This window comes from Halorubrum lipolyticum DSM 21995 (genome assembly GCF_000337375.1).
GTDB lineage: Archaea > Halobacteriota > Halobacteria > Halobacteriales > Haloferacaceae > Halorubrum > Halorubrum lipolyticum.
In genome coordinates this window covers 20593-34232 of the sequence record NZ_AOJG01000039.1, presented here as the reverse complement: position 1 = coordinate 34232, position 13640 = coordinate 20593, and the positions used below count along the sequence as shown (strand labels likewise).

The 13640-nt window shown below is 55.4% G+C and carries 12 protein-coding genes; 7 read left to right on the top strand and 5 right to left on the bottom strand.

What is annotated here, in order from left to right; all coding sequences use genetic code 11:
• Positions 1–155: 155 nt before the first annotated feature.
• From C469_RS16930 to C469_RS13920, 3 genes are all read right to left on the bottom strand, one after another.
• Positions 156–782: a hypothetical protein gene (locus C469_RS16930; protein ID WP_147587322.1), complete on the bottom strand. Its 627-nt coding sequence runs from the start codon at positions 780–782 to the stop codon at positions 156–158.
• 131 nt (positions 783–913) lie between these two features.
• On the bottom strand, positions 914–1642 hold the full coding sequence (locus C469_RS13925) for a hypothetical protein (protein ID WP_008007677.1): 729 nt from the start codon (positions 1640–1642) through the stop codon (positions 914–916).
• Positions 1643–1648: 6 nt separating this feature from the next.
• Positions 1649–2707, bottom strand: a complete 1059-nt coding sequence (locus tag C469_RS13920) for a hypothetical protein (RefSeq protein ID WP_008007675.1) — start codon at positions 2705–2707, stop codon at positions 1649–1651.
• Between the two features lie 225 nt (positions 2708–2932).
• On the opposite strand from C469_RS13920, the gene C469_RS16925 reads away from it, so the two are divergent.
• From C469_RS16925 to C469_RS13905, 4 genes are all read left to right on the top strand, one after another.
• The gene (locus tag C469_RS16925; RefSeq protein WP_147587321.1) at positions 2933–3616 is read left to right on the top strand and encodes a hypothetical protein; all 684 of its coding nucleotides are present in this window, start codon (positions 2933–2935) and stop codon (positions 3614–3616) included.
• Positions 3617–4066: 450 nt separating this feature from the next.
• The gene (locus C469_RS17640) at positions 4067–4729 is read left to right on the top strand and encodes a transcription initiation factor IIB family protein (protein ID WP_160163071.1); all 663 of its coding nucleotides are present in this window, start codon (positions 4067–4069) and stop codon (positions 4727–4729) included.
• A 91-nt stretch (positions 4730–4820) separates the two neighbouring features.
• On the top strand, positions 4821–5330 hold the full coding sequence (locus C469_RS13910) for a hypothetical protein (protein WP_008007674.1): 510 nt from the start codon (positions 4821–4823) through the stop codon (positions 5328–5330).
• A gap of 126 nt (positions 5331–5456) precedes the next feature.
• Positions 5457–9815: an AAA domain-containing protein gene (locus C469_RS13905; RefSeq protein ID WP_160163070.1), complete on the top strand. Its 4359-nt coding sequence runs from the start codon at positions 5457–5459 to the stop codon at positions 9813–9815.
• A gap of 258 nt (positions 9816–10073) precedes the next feature.
• On the opposite strand, the gene C469_RS16915 is transcribed toward C469_RS13905, so the two are convergent.
• A complete protein-coding gene (locus C469_RS16915) occupies positions 10074–10529 on the bottom strand; it encodes a hypothetical protein (protein WP_147587320.1) in 456 nt (151 codons plus the stop codon).
• Positions 10530–10696: 167 nt separating this feature from the next.
• A complete protein-coding gene (locus C469_RS13900; RefSeq protein ID WP_008007670.1) occupies positions 10697–11356 on the bottom strand; it encodes a queuosine precursor transporter in 660 nt (219 codons plus the stop codon).
• A 180-nt stretch (positions 11357–11536) separates the two neighbouring features.
• Between C469_RS13900 and C469_RS13895 the strand changes: the two genes are divergently transcribed.
• The 3 genes from C469_RS13895 to queC all read left to right on the top strand — a co-directional run bounded on the left by C469_RS13895 (position 11537) and on the right by queC (position 13558).
• A complete protein-coding gene (locus tag C469_RS13895) occupies positions 11537–11998 on the top strand; it encodes a 6-pyruvoyl trahydropterin synthase family protein (protein ID WP_049911455.1) in 462 nt (153 codons plus the stop codon).
• Positions 11998–12774 (top strand): 7-carboxy-7-deazaguanine synthase QueE, encoded by a 777-nt coding sequence (locus C469_RS13890; RefSeq protein WP_008007667.1) that lies wholly within the window; start codon positions 11998–12000, stop codon positions 12772–12774. Before C469_RS13895 ends, C469_RS13890 begins: the two co-directional genes overlap by 1 nt.
• 94 nt (positions 12775–12868) lie before the next feature.
• Entirely contained in the window at positions 12869–13558 is a 690-nt protein-coding gene (queC, locus tag C469_RS13885) for a 7-cyano-7-deazaguanine synthase QueC (protein WP_008007664.1), read from the top strand.
• Positions 13559–13640: the final 82 nt, after the last annotated feature.

The window sequence follows — 13640 nt, the reverse complement described above, 5'->3', positions numbered from 1 at the left end:
TGGAATTATGTAGAGTACGACCAACATGGTAGAGACAAATTTCGTTATACATTTGATATTTGAGCTACCTTCTCGTCATCTTGTGCTGTTACACAACTAACATAGCGGCCGAACAGCAGGAAAGACACGGATAACCACGTTAGCGGTACTACCTCTTAAAACTCACAAGGCCGATAATAAATCGTTCCAGAAAATCCATATGAGCCATCAGTTGTCGTTAATTCCGGCTCTCCTCCCCAAACGAGCTCGGAGTGACCTTCTACGAGTTCCCTCATTTTGAGGACTCCCTCTCGACATTCTGGACTAATATCACGTAATAACGTCACGTGTTGTTGGGTGACTCTTTTTTCAATTTCCGCCCGCTCTGCTAATTCAGGTGGCTCGGTCGGATAGTGTTCGTAAGCTGCTTCAGCTTCCTCACTCCCGACGTACAGTGATAGGTCAACAGCGTCGTGGCTGTCTTCACCTACCTGATGTTCGGCAAAAATCATTTGTCGAATATTAATGCTAAGACCAATACGCCCCCAGTCGAGGAGGTGTCCACCCAGTACAATATCGCGGTCATCTGATTCAAGATGTGTTGAATCTCCATCAATTGCAGATACTAATGCTTGATTGAATTTATCCTCATCAAAGGGGAATCGGATGTGGGGGCGGAGAAAGCAATCATTTTCAACGAGCTGATTAAATTGCTCTCCCTGGTGTTTCATATAATCGCCACGATCAAATTCTTGATCTGTTGTGTCAGTAATGTCGCTTTTTGATTTTTCATTTTTGTCCATAGGACGTTGATTGTCTGAATGATTATAAGTTCTGTTGTTGTAACTTATCCTAATAGATGTTTTAGGGTTTCTAACAGTATAACACTCCAGGATACGAGTCTTGAGGACTGGGATTAATGAGTTGATATGATTCAGGAAGTAGGTGAATCGAGTGATCGGAACTCATCGACGATTGAGAGATTTCTTGGATGGACAATCGCAATTGTCCACTCCTCCCCCTTCGCGTCTTTGAGAACCTCGTTTATTTCGTCCGCGAGATCGAGTAGGTCATCTCGGTCAGTCGTGGTGAACACGCCCGAACTCTCCTCAGCCTCTGCTGACCAGAGCGCAGCATCGCCAACGACGCTTCGATCCTTGTCGTTCGGAATAACGTCCTGCAGCGCGAATAGTACTGTCAATCCTGGCTGTTGGTCGAACAAGCCGTCCGGAACGACTTCATCGGCAAGATAGCTAAGTCGACGCTCGATCGAACGAAGTGCATGGCGGAGATCTCGTTGGATCTTACGCCGGTCGTCCAACTGAGCAAGCTTCATCTGAATGTTTCGTACGTGCCGCTCATCGTTCGTCTGAAAATATGGACGCCGTGACGCCGGGTCATACTCACCGATGTCTTCCGCGTCGTCGATGAGGTACGCGAGGAAATCCTCGTAGATGTGTTCACGGCGTTCTCGGACCTCTTCAAGTTCGTCAGCGACGGTCACTCCGACGACAACCTCGACGTCGTCACTATCGATTAACGGAGACGTGTGGTCGCGTTCAATAACCCGCTGGGCGTAGTTGAGGAGGATACTCGTGTCAACGAAGACGTTGTCGGGACTCAGTGTCCCCACCCCTGCATCGTCATCTCCGATACCGGGCATGTTCTCTCATTCGAGATACTGTGTTGATAAATCGCATAGTCTTTCGGACAGGACATTATCGTCGATCGGTTCGTAGTCGCCTGGTGCTGGGAGGAGGTCGACCGAAGCGAGATCGGCCGCGATTGTGCTTCGTTCGTCGAGGACGCGATCGTCAAACTCTTCGAAGGCGGCTAGCTGCTCTGCCCGCAAGCGGTCAGCCTGAGAGCCACTCGCGGTGTTCGCTGAGATGAGGAGACAGGGATACTTCCAGACGTAGTAGTAGAAGAAGTCCTGAAGGCGTTCGATGGCCGACCGGTGTTCAGGAGTGAGATCTGCTGTCGAATGCTGATCGAGTCGCATTACGGCGTCCTCAATGAGGTCGGTACCCTCAACGACGACACTGAGAGTCTGACTGAGGTCTTCGCGGCGACCTATATGGTAATGAAGGTCAGAAATCGAGAGTCCGATAGACTCCCGAATCGAAGTGATCGACCGTTCCGGGGTGCCGCCATCGATGATGGTGTCAATCGCGCAGACAAGGTCGGCGAGATGCGTCCGGAGATGTGTGCTCTCGATGTACAGAAGACGGTACTCGTCGGGAGCCGTCTCTTGGTAGAAGTTCTGGAGGAATCGCATCGTCTGTTGGTGCCAGAGGTCGGGGATCTCTTGGCGGTAGAACGTCAGCAGATCGCTTCGGGAGACGTACGCTTCGAGGGCGGACGATGGCTCCGAATCGAATTCCTCCCCTGACGAGTCGGTGAATAGAATCGGATCGACCGTGCTAACGCTTTCAATCACGTCCTCAGAATCTGTTTCCGGAACTGACGGACTGCTTGGTCCTGTCGGTCCGTCAGCCGTTTGGAGTGCATTCGGACCGATCGACCGATCAGGGACGACAGCACCGGCGAGATACCAGCTATGAGTGACCGGGATCTCGAACTCGTCGATTGCGAAAAACAGGAGCTTCTGTATTTTCGTCTTGTTCGCGTAGCTCTTATCGATTTCCGGGAGTGAATCTATCGCCTCTCCGAGGACGTCGAGAAGCTGATCAACGAGTTCGAATTCAGTTTCAGTGAGGTCAATCATCAATTCTCGACGGTAGTGGCGGTTGTGCCGATGATCGCAGTGAGAGTATGCAGCAGTAAATCTCTTCGGTCGTTTAGTCATCCTAGTCGGAGGTTTTCGGGCAGGTACCGTTCAGTCAGTTTAGAGGGCATATCCCACTTAAATTGACACCTGACGAAACCCGCTAGTTGTTGACGTTCAGTCTTCCGGCGGGTGGATTATGACCCTGACACGTGTAACGAGAGTATGACTTCCACATCACCGCTTAATATCGAATACTGGGCACTCCAGTACTCGGCCCAACAAGATGACAATTCGGAATACACAAACGCAATCCGAGATCGTTCGGACGCGCTTGAGCGCGCGCGAGCCCTCTGGGATTGGAAAGACCTCAGTCGCGGAGTTGATGTCGATGATGTTACCGATGTCCTCACAACTGATGAGCTGATCGACCTCCTCGAAGACAGTCCCGGTGATGCGGTCGGCCAGTTAGCCGACTTACTCGTGGAGCGCGGCGCACTTACAAACCGGACCGTCGTCACTCCCGCGTTTCTCCTCCATCTCGCTGACAGCGGTCCCGGCCAATACTCCGTTCGCTTCCCGATTTTTGATGTTCGATGCTGGGTCGCGTATGTCTACCTAACGAGACGGCGTGGTGGAGAACGACCACTTCCAAGGAGTGCGACCCAATCGCCGTCACGCTTTGGCGAGTTCAGTGAGTTCTTCCAACAAACGATTCCGGAGCATATTGACGGGCGACGGTACGAACAGGCGTTGTTTCGGTTCGGAGCGTATATTTCTGCGCTTCCATCTGACACAATCAGCGACATACAGGCCCATCTGAACGAGCTGGAGAATGCGATCTCGAGCGTGTACGAGTCTTCCGGCTTCGCACTCACATCTGATTCCGCTCAAGGGTTCGAATACTGATCTCGGTTATCAATTTAAGTCAGATACTGTTGCTCTGTCGTACTGGGCGAACCCGGCACAGAACGTGCCTCTGACAATCGCCCACCCTTTCAAGCGTCGAACGAGGGTAAAGCTCAAGAGAACGCCGGACAAATTACAGGATAAGCACCGAACTGCTGCATCAGCAGCACCGGCTTGTTGGCACCGACAACGAATTCCCGTCAGCCCCAACGTCTTGCCAGTAGTGTAGCTTCGGCCACAACAGCCGGGCCCCACGTCAAAAGTCGCAGTGAAACGACTTCGGGGACAGAGTGTCCAGATTGCGTCGACGGCGAACTCCTCACCGAGGATGGAGTTACCTATTGTAACGGCTGCGGCGTCGTAGTCGAAGACTCCCCGATTGAGCACAGCGAGCCCCAGTGGCGCGAGTATAAAGACCGTCGACTCGGGCCAGGGCAGAGTCAACAGTGGGTGAATACCGGCACCACGATTACTCGATCTGTTCACGGTGACACGGATCGGCTCAGCCGATACAACGAGCGGCTGCGGAGTGATGAACGCTCACTCGTAAGCGGCCTCCGCGAGCTCCGCGATGTCGCGGCAGCAGTCGAGCTATCTCAGCCGATACGTGAGCGGGCAGCGTACTGGTACCGAAAAACCGTCCAGAAGGAATTATTAAAGGGCCGATCAATTGAGGGGTTCGCCGCCGCGTGCGTGTTTATCTCGGCAAGAGAGCGTCGACATCCGATGACGCTCAGCCGGCTCTCTCCGTACTCTCCTCTCTCGGAGTCGAAAATCCGCAATCACGTGAGTATCCTTCGTGTTGAGTTCGAGCCGTCGATTCCTCCCGCCCGGCCACAGGATTTCCTCCCGCGTGTCGTCTCTGAGCTTGAGTTCGACCCGAATGTCGAACACAGAGCAAGCGGGTATCTCACCCGGGCCGCTAACGAGGAATTGCATATCGGGAAACATCCTGCTGGAATCGCTGCGACAGCGGTGTACGCTGCCGCGGTCGACCTGAGTCTGCCGGTTAACCAGCAGGCAGTAGCAGAGGCCGCCGACGTCTCGGCGGTCACTATTTCACGTCACTACCAAGATATTCGGGAACTCTCTCCGCCCGAGTCCAGCCTCTAGCTCGATAGCACCTGTAGATATTCGATGCTGGCTGATCTCGTTCGCGTCCCGGTTATCTATTTAAGTAAGGTGCTGTTCCACTAATATATTGATGACGAAAGATCTATCTCGCTATCCAATCGAGGGGCACCTCACACCAGTTGGTGCACTCACGTTCAGCAAATCCGGGGGCTGGTGGCGCGCAATCGTCCATTCCGAGGACGAATACGGAAACGAGAAGATCCGACTGTACCTCTGGCGAGACAACGACACCAAGGGATGGGTTACGAAGCATAAGTGGAACATCGACCCAGACCACTGGGAAGCGGAACGACGCGTCGTCGAAGACTACGCCGGTTCGGCCGTTGATGCCGATACACCCTACTTTCCCGTCCAACACTACAACGTGGTCGGCGGAGAGACGATTAAAAAGACAGACGACTGGTGGACTGCCGTCGTCCAGTACGAGGACGACTACTCATCGACGCACAAGACGCGTCTCTACATGTGGCAACTCGAAGATAACGAAGCGAAAGGTACCGGATTCAAATGGAACGTTCGCAGCGATACGTGGCCGGAGGAACGTGACGCCGTCGGTCGCTACGTAGAGAACCTCCAGTGACAGCGATAGCCCCGAGCAAGAGCCAGCAGACTCTCACCCGACACATTTCGATCCATGACTAACTCTCAGCGAACGACCGTCAGTCCGAGTGCGATCGCACAGTTCTACAAGCTTCAGCAGTGCCCGATGTACCTGTACCACCGTTACGTCGACGAGAACCTCGGTTCCATCTCGGATATCTCGCTGAGTCCTCTCCTCGCCGCGACAGGCCAAGCGTTCGAAGCTGGGCAGCTCCGCCACCTTCTCGAGGCAGACATCTACAGCATCGGTCCGGCCGATGAGGACCACCCCTTCGACGAACGCTGGAGCGGTGAGCCGGAGACAGACATCGAACGGCTTCGAACAGTCGTCGAAGACCTTGCGACAGGCGATAGGTCGAACCCAATCGTCTTCTTCCAACCACGGATCGAGGGGACTGTCGGTGCGTGGCCCATTCGTGGTGATGCGGACGTCGTCATCGCTAGCCCGGACACGACCGCTCCCGGTCCCCGAAGCGTGGAGGTACGCGTTGTCGAACTCAAGTCCTCGAGTTCGGTGAAAACTCACCACCAGCTACAAGCTGCCATCTACTCGCTTCTGCTTGAGTCTCTGTTTGCGGACATCAATACGAGCGTCTCAGCGAGCATCGTGTCACAGGAACCGGAACGGAACGACCTCGCGGCTCTCGTGACATCCACCGGCGATCTCGATTTGCGACGAGTCGGAACATTCGATCTGAGCACGCGCCAGAACGATATCCAACTCCTGCTCGAACCCGACGGTGCGCTTGACGCTGAGCTCCTCGACGGCGACGAGATGCGAGAATCCGGCGACCCGCCCACCTACCGAATCGACGCCCGTTGTGACGACTGTGCTAAGCAGTCGAAGTGTATCGCACACTCGGTGACGAACCACAACCTCGCTCTGCTTGGGCTCAGTGAGGGTGTACAGGAGTCCCTCAATAGTCTCGGCATCGAAGACCTCCATGACCTCGCAACGCTCTTTGACTGGCCGACTGAGGAACGTAATCGGAGAGCGACTTCTCATGTCCACCCGCGCCCCAAGGAGCCGGAATTAGTCACGCGCATCCTACGGGAAACGGAGATCTCGAACCTCCGCGATACCGCACAGATCGCCCACCGCTTCCTGCGGCAGATCGACCCTGATTACGAAGATCAGTGGCAACAACGATCTGACAAGGCCGGTCCGTGGGGAGACTACCTCATCGGCTCCGGTCGAAACCTTCCCGATGATAATCCGCCGGATAGCTTCAATCTCGATTATCCTCGGAAGTCGCTCGTGCGAGTCTATCCCTACGTCCAGTACGATTTCGTACGCAACCGGGTCGTGCTTCTCGCGGCGAAGGTAACGTCCAGCCGATACGAGGATGAGCACGATACTGGGAAGTTTATTGTCAGCCACCCGGATGAGCTTCCGAACCTAAACAAGGAACGCAAAGATCAAGAAGAGCGCCGGTTGATCGAGCGGTTCTTCGAGAGGCTCTCCTCTGCGGTCAACGAGGTTCGCCCTGACCTCAGTGAGGAGGGGTATAGCGATACGGAAGGCTTCGTCCATATCTATCCGTACGGGGAGTCCCAGCGGCGGACACTTATTGACGCTGTCAAGCGCCATCCCGAATCGGATGCCGCACAGGCGATTCGGACGCTTCTCGGGTACCGTGAAGAAATCGACCAGACGAGTGTGAGTGTCCTTCGGGACGAGTTCCGCGACAGACACGCGTTCCGATACCCGGGACTGGGCGTTGTTCAAACGGCAGCTCAGTTCTACTCGAGAGATACGGAACTCGACTGGGAGCGTCCACGGGACGCTGAAGAGGTGCCACTCAAGCAGGTATTCGACCTTGGCTTCTTCGAGACGACCGTTTCGTACGATCAGATGGGCTCTCGTATCATCCTCGATTTCAACGATGGTCTCCAAATTGCCTCGGACCACTTGAGAGGTGAATTCCCGATTCTCGGTCGGAATCAGGACACGCTTCCGCTGGAGTACCTCTACGCTACCGAGGAATTCGATCTCCTCAAACCAGATCTGGCTGAAGATCCGGAGATGCAGTCACAGATCGAGCGATACCGTCACCATACCGATGCGGGTTCACCACGAGTTACACTGGATGACATTGAGGACATCGTTCACTCCATTTGTGAGGCCTATGAGCATATCGAGCGCTCGATTCGGGACAAGGACGCGACGATGACGAAAGAGCCTATTGAGCTTGGAGACCTCCGCGAAAATACGCTCGGCGTATCCGAGCTTCAGTCGACCTGTCTGGAGTATCAGGAACTCGAATTCGGTGCGAATCGGCGCGAACTCGTCTCCCACTACCGGACACCGCTCAGTCAACGCACGACAACTGGCCGCGCAATCCCGTTCGAGGTTACTGAACCGCCTGAAGAGGGCGATGATGACTCAGAGCCACGGATGTGGCTCGGTGGGTCGATACTCCGGTCGCTCGGGGACGATTCAAAGGACGGGATTCAGGCCGACACTCCCCTCTCGCTTGAGAAAGGGAGTTTCGTCGTAATGACGCCGTTGAAACGTAACGGCGACGGGAACCTAACTGAGGACGTGAGATCACCACAGCGGATCGCAAATCAGGTACTGGGACGACTCACTCGTGTCGATACCGAGACGGGTACGGTCCGGGTTTCGTTCCTTGGAGCTCAAAATAGGTCCAGGGAGAAATTCAAACCGAACCATTCTGGCTGGACGACCGACGAGGACGACGAGTGGGATCGTCAACTCATCGAGGAAGGGATGCAGTTCGTGTTGGACCCGGCACTCGATGACTTCGTCGCCCACCGCGCTCACGCCGCGCTGCAAAATGCCGGCCAAAACGACGTGCATAATCGGCTGGTCAATCTGTACGACGACGAGATCTCCGACGCGCTCCGACGGGACTCCCCGCAGTTCGACCCTGCAGCTGTCCGATCCTTCCTCGAGAAGTTCGACCAAGTAATGCCTGAATCGACGAACTACGACCAAACGGCGTTCGTCTCACAAACGGACCACACGGTTGCCGCGCTCCAGGGACCGCCCGGAACCGGGAAAACGAGGTATGCGTCTGCCCCGGCGATACTCGCGCGCGCTAACGCTGCGACCGGATCGTTTTCGGGGATCGCAACGGCCCACTCACACAACGCCGTCGACGAACTCGCTAGGTCAGTTGCGGACGCGCAACAACGGCTCGCCGAGGATGGGGTACTTGACAACGCGCGTCTCATCCGGGTGCAATCCGGATCTCTTTCGGGCGACCTCCCCGGAAACGTCCGGGAGTACAGGGCCCACGATGACCGTGACGAACTACAAGATATCTTCGAAGAATACGTCCTCGGAAACGAGGCGCCAGGTCCCCTCATCGTGTTCACGACGCCGGTAACCCTTCGGAACTTCGTGAACGGTGTGCGCTGGAGTATCGATGACGATGCCGATTCGGTCGAGGAGTTCATGGCCGATGGCCGTTCTCGACTCTTCGATTTCGCCCTCGTTGATGAGGCGAGTATGATGGATCTCCCCCTGCTGTTTCTCGTCGGTGCGTTCCTTGGCCGGGACAAGCAGCTGATGCTCGTGGGAGACCACCGTCAGATGCAGCCCATCCAAGCACACGATTGGGAGAGCGAGGATCGCCAAACGATCGAAGAGAACACTCCTGCAGTCTCCGCACTTGATTTCGTTCGGTTCCTCCGCGGTGATCAGGACAGTAACTTCGAACAGTTCGATCGTGAACCGCCGACTTGGAGTGAAAAGGATGCGGTACTCCCGATGGACCAACTGAAACTAACCTATCGGCTACCTCCCGCAATGGCTCGTTTCGAAACCGAGCTGTTCTACCACCGGGACAACATCACGCTTGAGTCGGCCGGATCGGCACAAACGATTCCGGACGTCCGCAGTGACGATCTCCCTCCCTGGGTGAACGCCGCACTTGATCCGGATACACGTGTAACCGTCTTACTGCACGATGATAACGTCTACACCAAAGACAGTCCCGTAGAGGCGTATTTGGCTGGCAGGGTGCTTGATCCGCTTCCAGTTGTCGCCCAAGAGCCCGAATCCGACGAACTGAGCGCGGGTGTCGTGGTTCCCTTCCGCTTGATGCGTCGGCGAATGCAAAACCATATTGACCTAACTGTCGATACGGTTGAACGGTTCCAGGGCGGCGAACGTGACGTGATGGCGCTGGCGATGACTGCCGGCAACCAAGGATACGTGAATCAGATCTCTGAGTTCCTGCTTGATGCGAATCGGTTCAACGTCGGTGCCAGTCGAATGAAGCGGAAGCTCTTCATCGTCGTCTCGAAATCTCTGTTTCGGGCTGTCAGCAGTGACCCCGAAAAATACGAGCAACAGAAAGCGTGGAAACAGCTCTACCAAGCGCTCATCGCTGATCAAGACCCCGTTGAGACGGTGCAACTCTCTCGCACAGAGGTTCCCGAACTCGATGGGCGGACCGTCTCCGTACAGGTGTACACCGGATTCCAAGACTGATCGAGATCAATTTTGTACCGTTCCGTCTCCGATCGATCCGTTTGACACCTTGACGAACAAGACGTTCGGGATTGCCTCCTAGCTAACTCACCAGTTGCTGACAATTGTTGTGCTGTAAGTGCCACATGAGTTGGGTCGCAGACAGGCTATTGAGAACGTAGAGGACTGATACGAAAGACTTGCTGGAGACGGAGGACCAACGTTGCTTAGACGTTCGTGAAAGGCCCTTTTGAGATTCGAGAGACTGTATCTATAAGATCACTCAAACTCGTCTTCAAAATGATCCTGTGCAGAATTCACCCAATCGTCATTAAGCACCTCACTAGCAGTGGGTTTCCACTCCAAGCGCTCTTTAGCCCATTCAGTAGTATCCACTCCCTGTCGGTCGTGTTCCTTTGATTCGATAATAGAATCTTCAGTGAGTGAGATATCACCATCTATTAATTCATAGAATTTATCATCTTTGTACCGTCCAGACGGTGCATTCTCTGGAACTTTGTACATTCCTGTGCTATTGAAGCTCTCGCCATCATAGTAGTATTCAAGCCCCTCAGCATAGGTGCCATCTATATGACCTATTTTGAAATCTACCCGACGTTTTCCCTGTTGAGCAGTTTTGACCGCGTAAACAGTTCCCTCACCTTCATATTCAACATCGGTTCGGATTTCTGTTTGGACACCTTCCTTACTATCCTCAACATCATGTTCGCCCATACACATATATGGTGAAGTACATGTTATAAAGTTGTCTCAGTCCGTTTGATGATTAATAGACATCTTTTGTTAGCATAGTACGACTATTCGCGTCATATTTAACGAACCTGTTAAGGGTTGTAAGCAATCGAGGAATCTGACAAACCCAAATTCAATACACGTTGTGGCTAACCCGGTCGTTCCACAAATTCTGTGACGGCGTAGAACGGGAGCGTATCAATCAACGCGACAAGCAGCTTCACGATGTACTGCCCAGCAACGATCGAGACGAGCGCCCAACCCCACGTCGGGTCCCCACCAAGGCCGAGTGCCGGAAAGATAGCGAATCCGAGCGTAATGAACACGATTGTGTCCACACCCTGACTAATTGCAGTGGAACCGCAGTTTCGGAGCCAGCGATGGCGACCAGCGGTCCGGTCCTTCAAATTAGCGAATAACCGAACGTCGAGGTGCTGGGCGAACGCGAGCGCGACGACGGAGGCGAGGATGATCGATGCCGAGCCGCCAAGCGTCGAGACGAACGCATCTTGCCCACCGTAGAAGGGGGCGGATGGCATCCAAATGGCGAGGAATACGAGCGCATACGCGAAGACGAGCGTGACGACGGTGCCGTTGACCACAGTCGCAGCGTACTCCTTCCCGTGGTACTCGACGAGCAAGTCCGAGGCGAGGTACGCGACGCCGAACGCAACGAACCCAGCGGGGACGGCGACACCGCCAAGCCCCGGCAGCTCGATCCACGTCAGTTTCGCTGCGAGGACGTTTGCGAGGACGATTGAGCCGGCGAATACGGCTGTAAAGATCGCACGAGTATCCTCAGTCTCCATCAGCTGTCACCACCGTCTGTGACCGGGCAGTTGCGTGTGATGCTATGAAGCGGCTCGGCCAGAGTGGATACTGGGGGGCAACGAGAGAGTCGGCGGAGAGACGATCGTGAGTGGTGCTGCTGTGCCATCGATAGAGTAACGAAACTCAATATTTATATATTCCCCGAATATTCTTCGAGTATGGCTCGGAGTATATCAAGAGACGAATCCGAAGCAGATGTGCTTCAGGAAGCAGGCCAACGAACCCTCCACATCGGAGCGGACAACCCCATCCGGATTAGCTCGGGCCATCGAATTCTCCATCACGATGGGAAGTGCTCGCGGCCACACGGCCACAATTACGAGATCACTGTCCAAGTGACCGGGGAACTCACCGAAGAAGGCTGGGTCGTCGACAAGGGCGACGTGACGGACGTCATCGATGCGTGGGACCATCGTTTCCTCGTCGAAGAGGGCGATCCGCTCGTCGATGCGTTCGAGGCGTCCGACGACGGTGACGCACTCGTCGTGTTGGACCACCCACCGACGGCGGAGGTGATGAGCGTCCTCCTCGAACAACGGATGCTCGAGGCGTTCCCGGACACCGTCTCGGACGTGTCGGTGTCGGTGAGTGAAACTGGCGAGCTCTGTGCGTCGTACTAATGCCGGTCGCTAGCGATATCGAGGAGCCCACAACGGACGCTGACGCGGCTGGTGAGGGGCTCCCGATAAACGAGGTGTTCTACTCGTTACAGGGTGAGGGAACGCTCGCAGGGGTCCCCTCTGTCTTTGTGCGGACTTCTGGGTGTAACCTCCGGTGTTGGTTCTGTGATTCGTACCATACGTCGTGGGAGCCGACCGGGGCGTGGCGTGACGTCGACTCGATCATCGAGCAGGTGCAGTCCCACGAGCAGGCTGGCCACGTCGTACTCACGGGCGGGGAGCCGCTCATCCACGAGGAGTCAGTAGAACTGTTAGAGCGACTGGCCGCAGAGGGGTATCACACGACAGTGGAGACGAACGGGACAATCTACCGGGACGCGCCGATTGATCTGGCGAGCATCAGCCCAAAGCTGGCGAGCAGCACGCCGACACCGGAGCGTGACCCCAAGGGGGAGGGCGAGTGGGAGGAGAAACACGAACAGAATCGGATCGATATGGATGCGTTGTCCCAGATGGTCGACGACTACGAGACGCAACTCAAGTTCGTCGTGACCGACGAGTCGGATCTCCCAGAGATCACGAATCTGGTTGATCGAGTTCGGAAGGCGACGGCGACGACCGTCGCTGATGATGACGTGTTGTTGATGCCCGAGGGCATGACGCGCGAGCAACTCGACGGGACGCGAAGCGAGGTCGCCGAGCTGGCGATGGAGTATGGCTACCGGTACACGCCGCGACTGCACGTGGACCTGTGGAACGACGCCCCGGGAACATGAGTACGTCATTCTCAGAGGCCGGTCGGAAGAGCGCGGTGCCGCGAGTGCGGTGTAGTGAACAGAGCGACAACAAATTCGACGTAACTGAGCAACCATGAGCAACAAAAGCGCGGTCATTCTGGTGTCGGGCGGGATGGATAGTGCGACGGCTGTGTACGAGGCGATCGAGCAGGGGTACGAGCCGTACTTTCTCCATACGTCGTACGGACAGCGCACAGAAGACAAGGAGTACGAGTGTGCGAATGCGCTTGCCAAGGAAGTCGATGCGGCTGACTTCCTGCACATCGAAACGGGGCATCTCTCCCAGATCGGCGCGTCGAGCCTGACGGACGAAGAGATGGACGTGGCTGACGCGGATCTTGAGAGTGACGAAATTCCGACATCGTACGTTCCCTTCCGGAACGCGAATCTGTTGTCGATGGCGACCTCGTACGCGGAAGCGACCGAGTCGGAGGCGCTCTTTATCGGCGCACACTCGGAGGATTTCTCTGGGTATCCCGACTGTCGTCCGGCGTTCTTCGACGCTTTTCAGAACGTAATCGACGTTGGCACAAAACCGGAGACGGAGATTGAGTTGAAAGCCCCCTTCGTCGAGTGGTCGAAGACGGACATCGCCGAGCGGGGGTTAGAACTGGGTGTGCCGTACGAGATGACGTGGTCGTGTTACCGCGACGAGGAGCCGGCGTGTGGAACGTGTGATGCGTGTGCGTTCCGGCTCGAAGCGTTCCGGAATGCTGGGTCACGCGATCCGATCACATACGCAGCGCGGCCAGAGTACTCGTAGGTAGGTATCAACTCCACCTATAATATGTTCTGAGAGCAAATTTTTGGAAGGCCTTCCAGAGAGTCGTCTCGGCGACAAAATG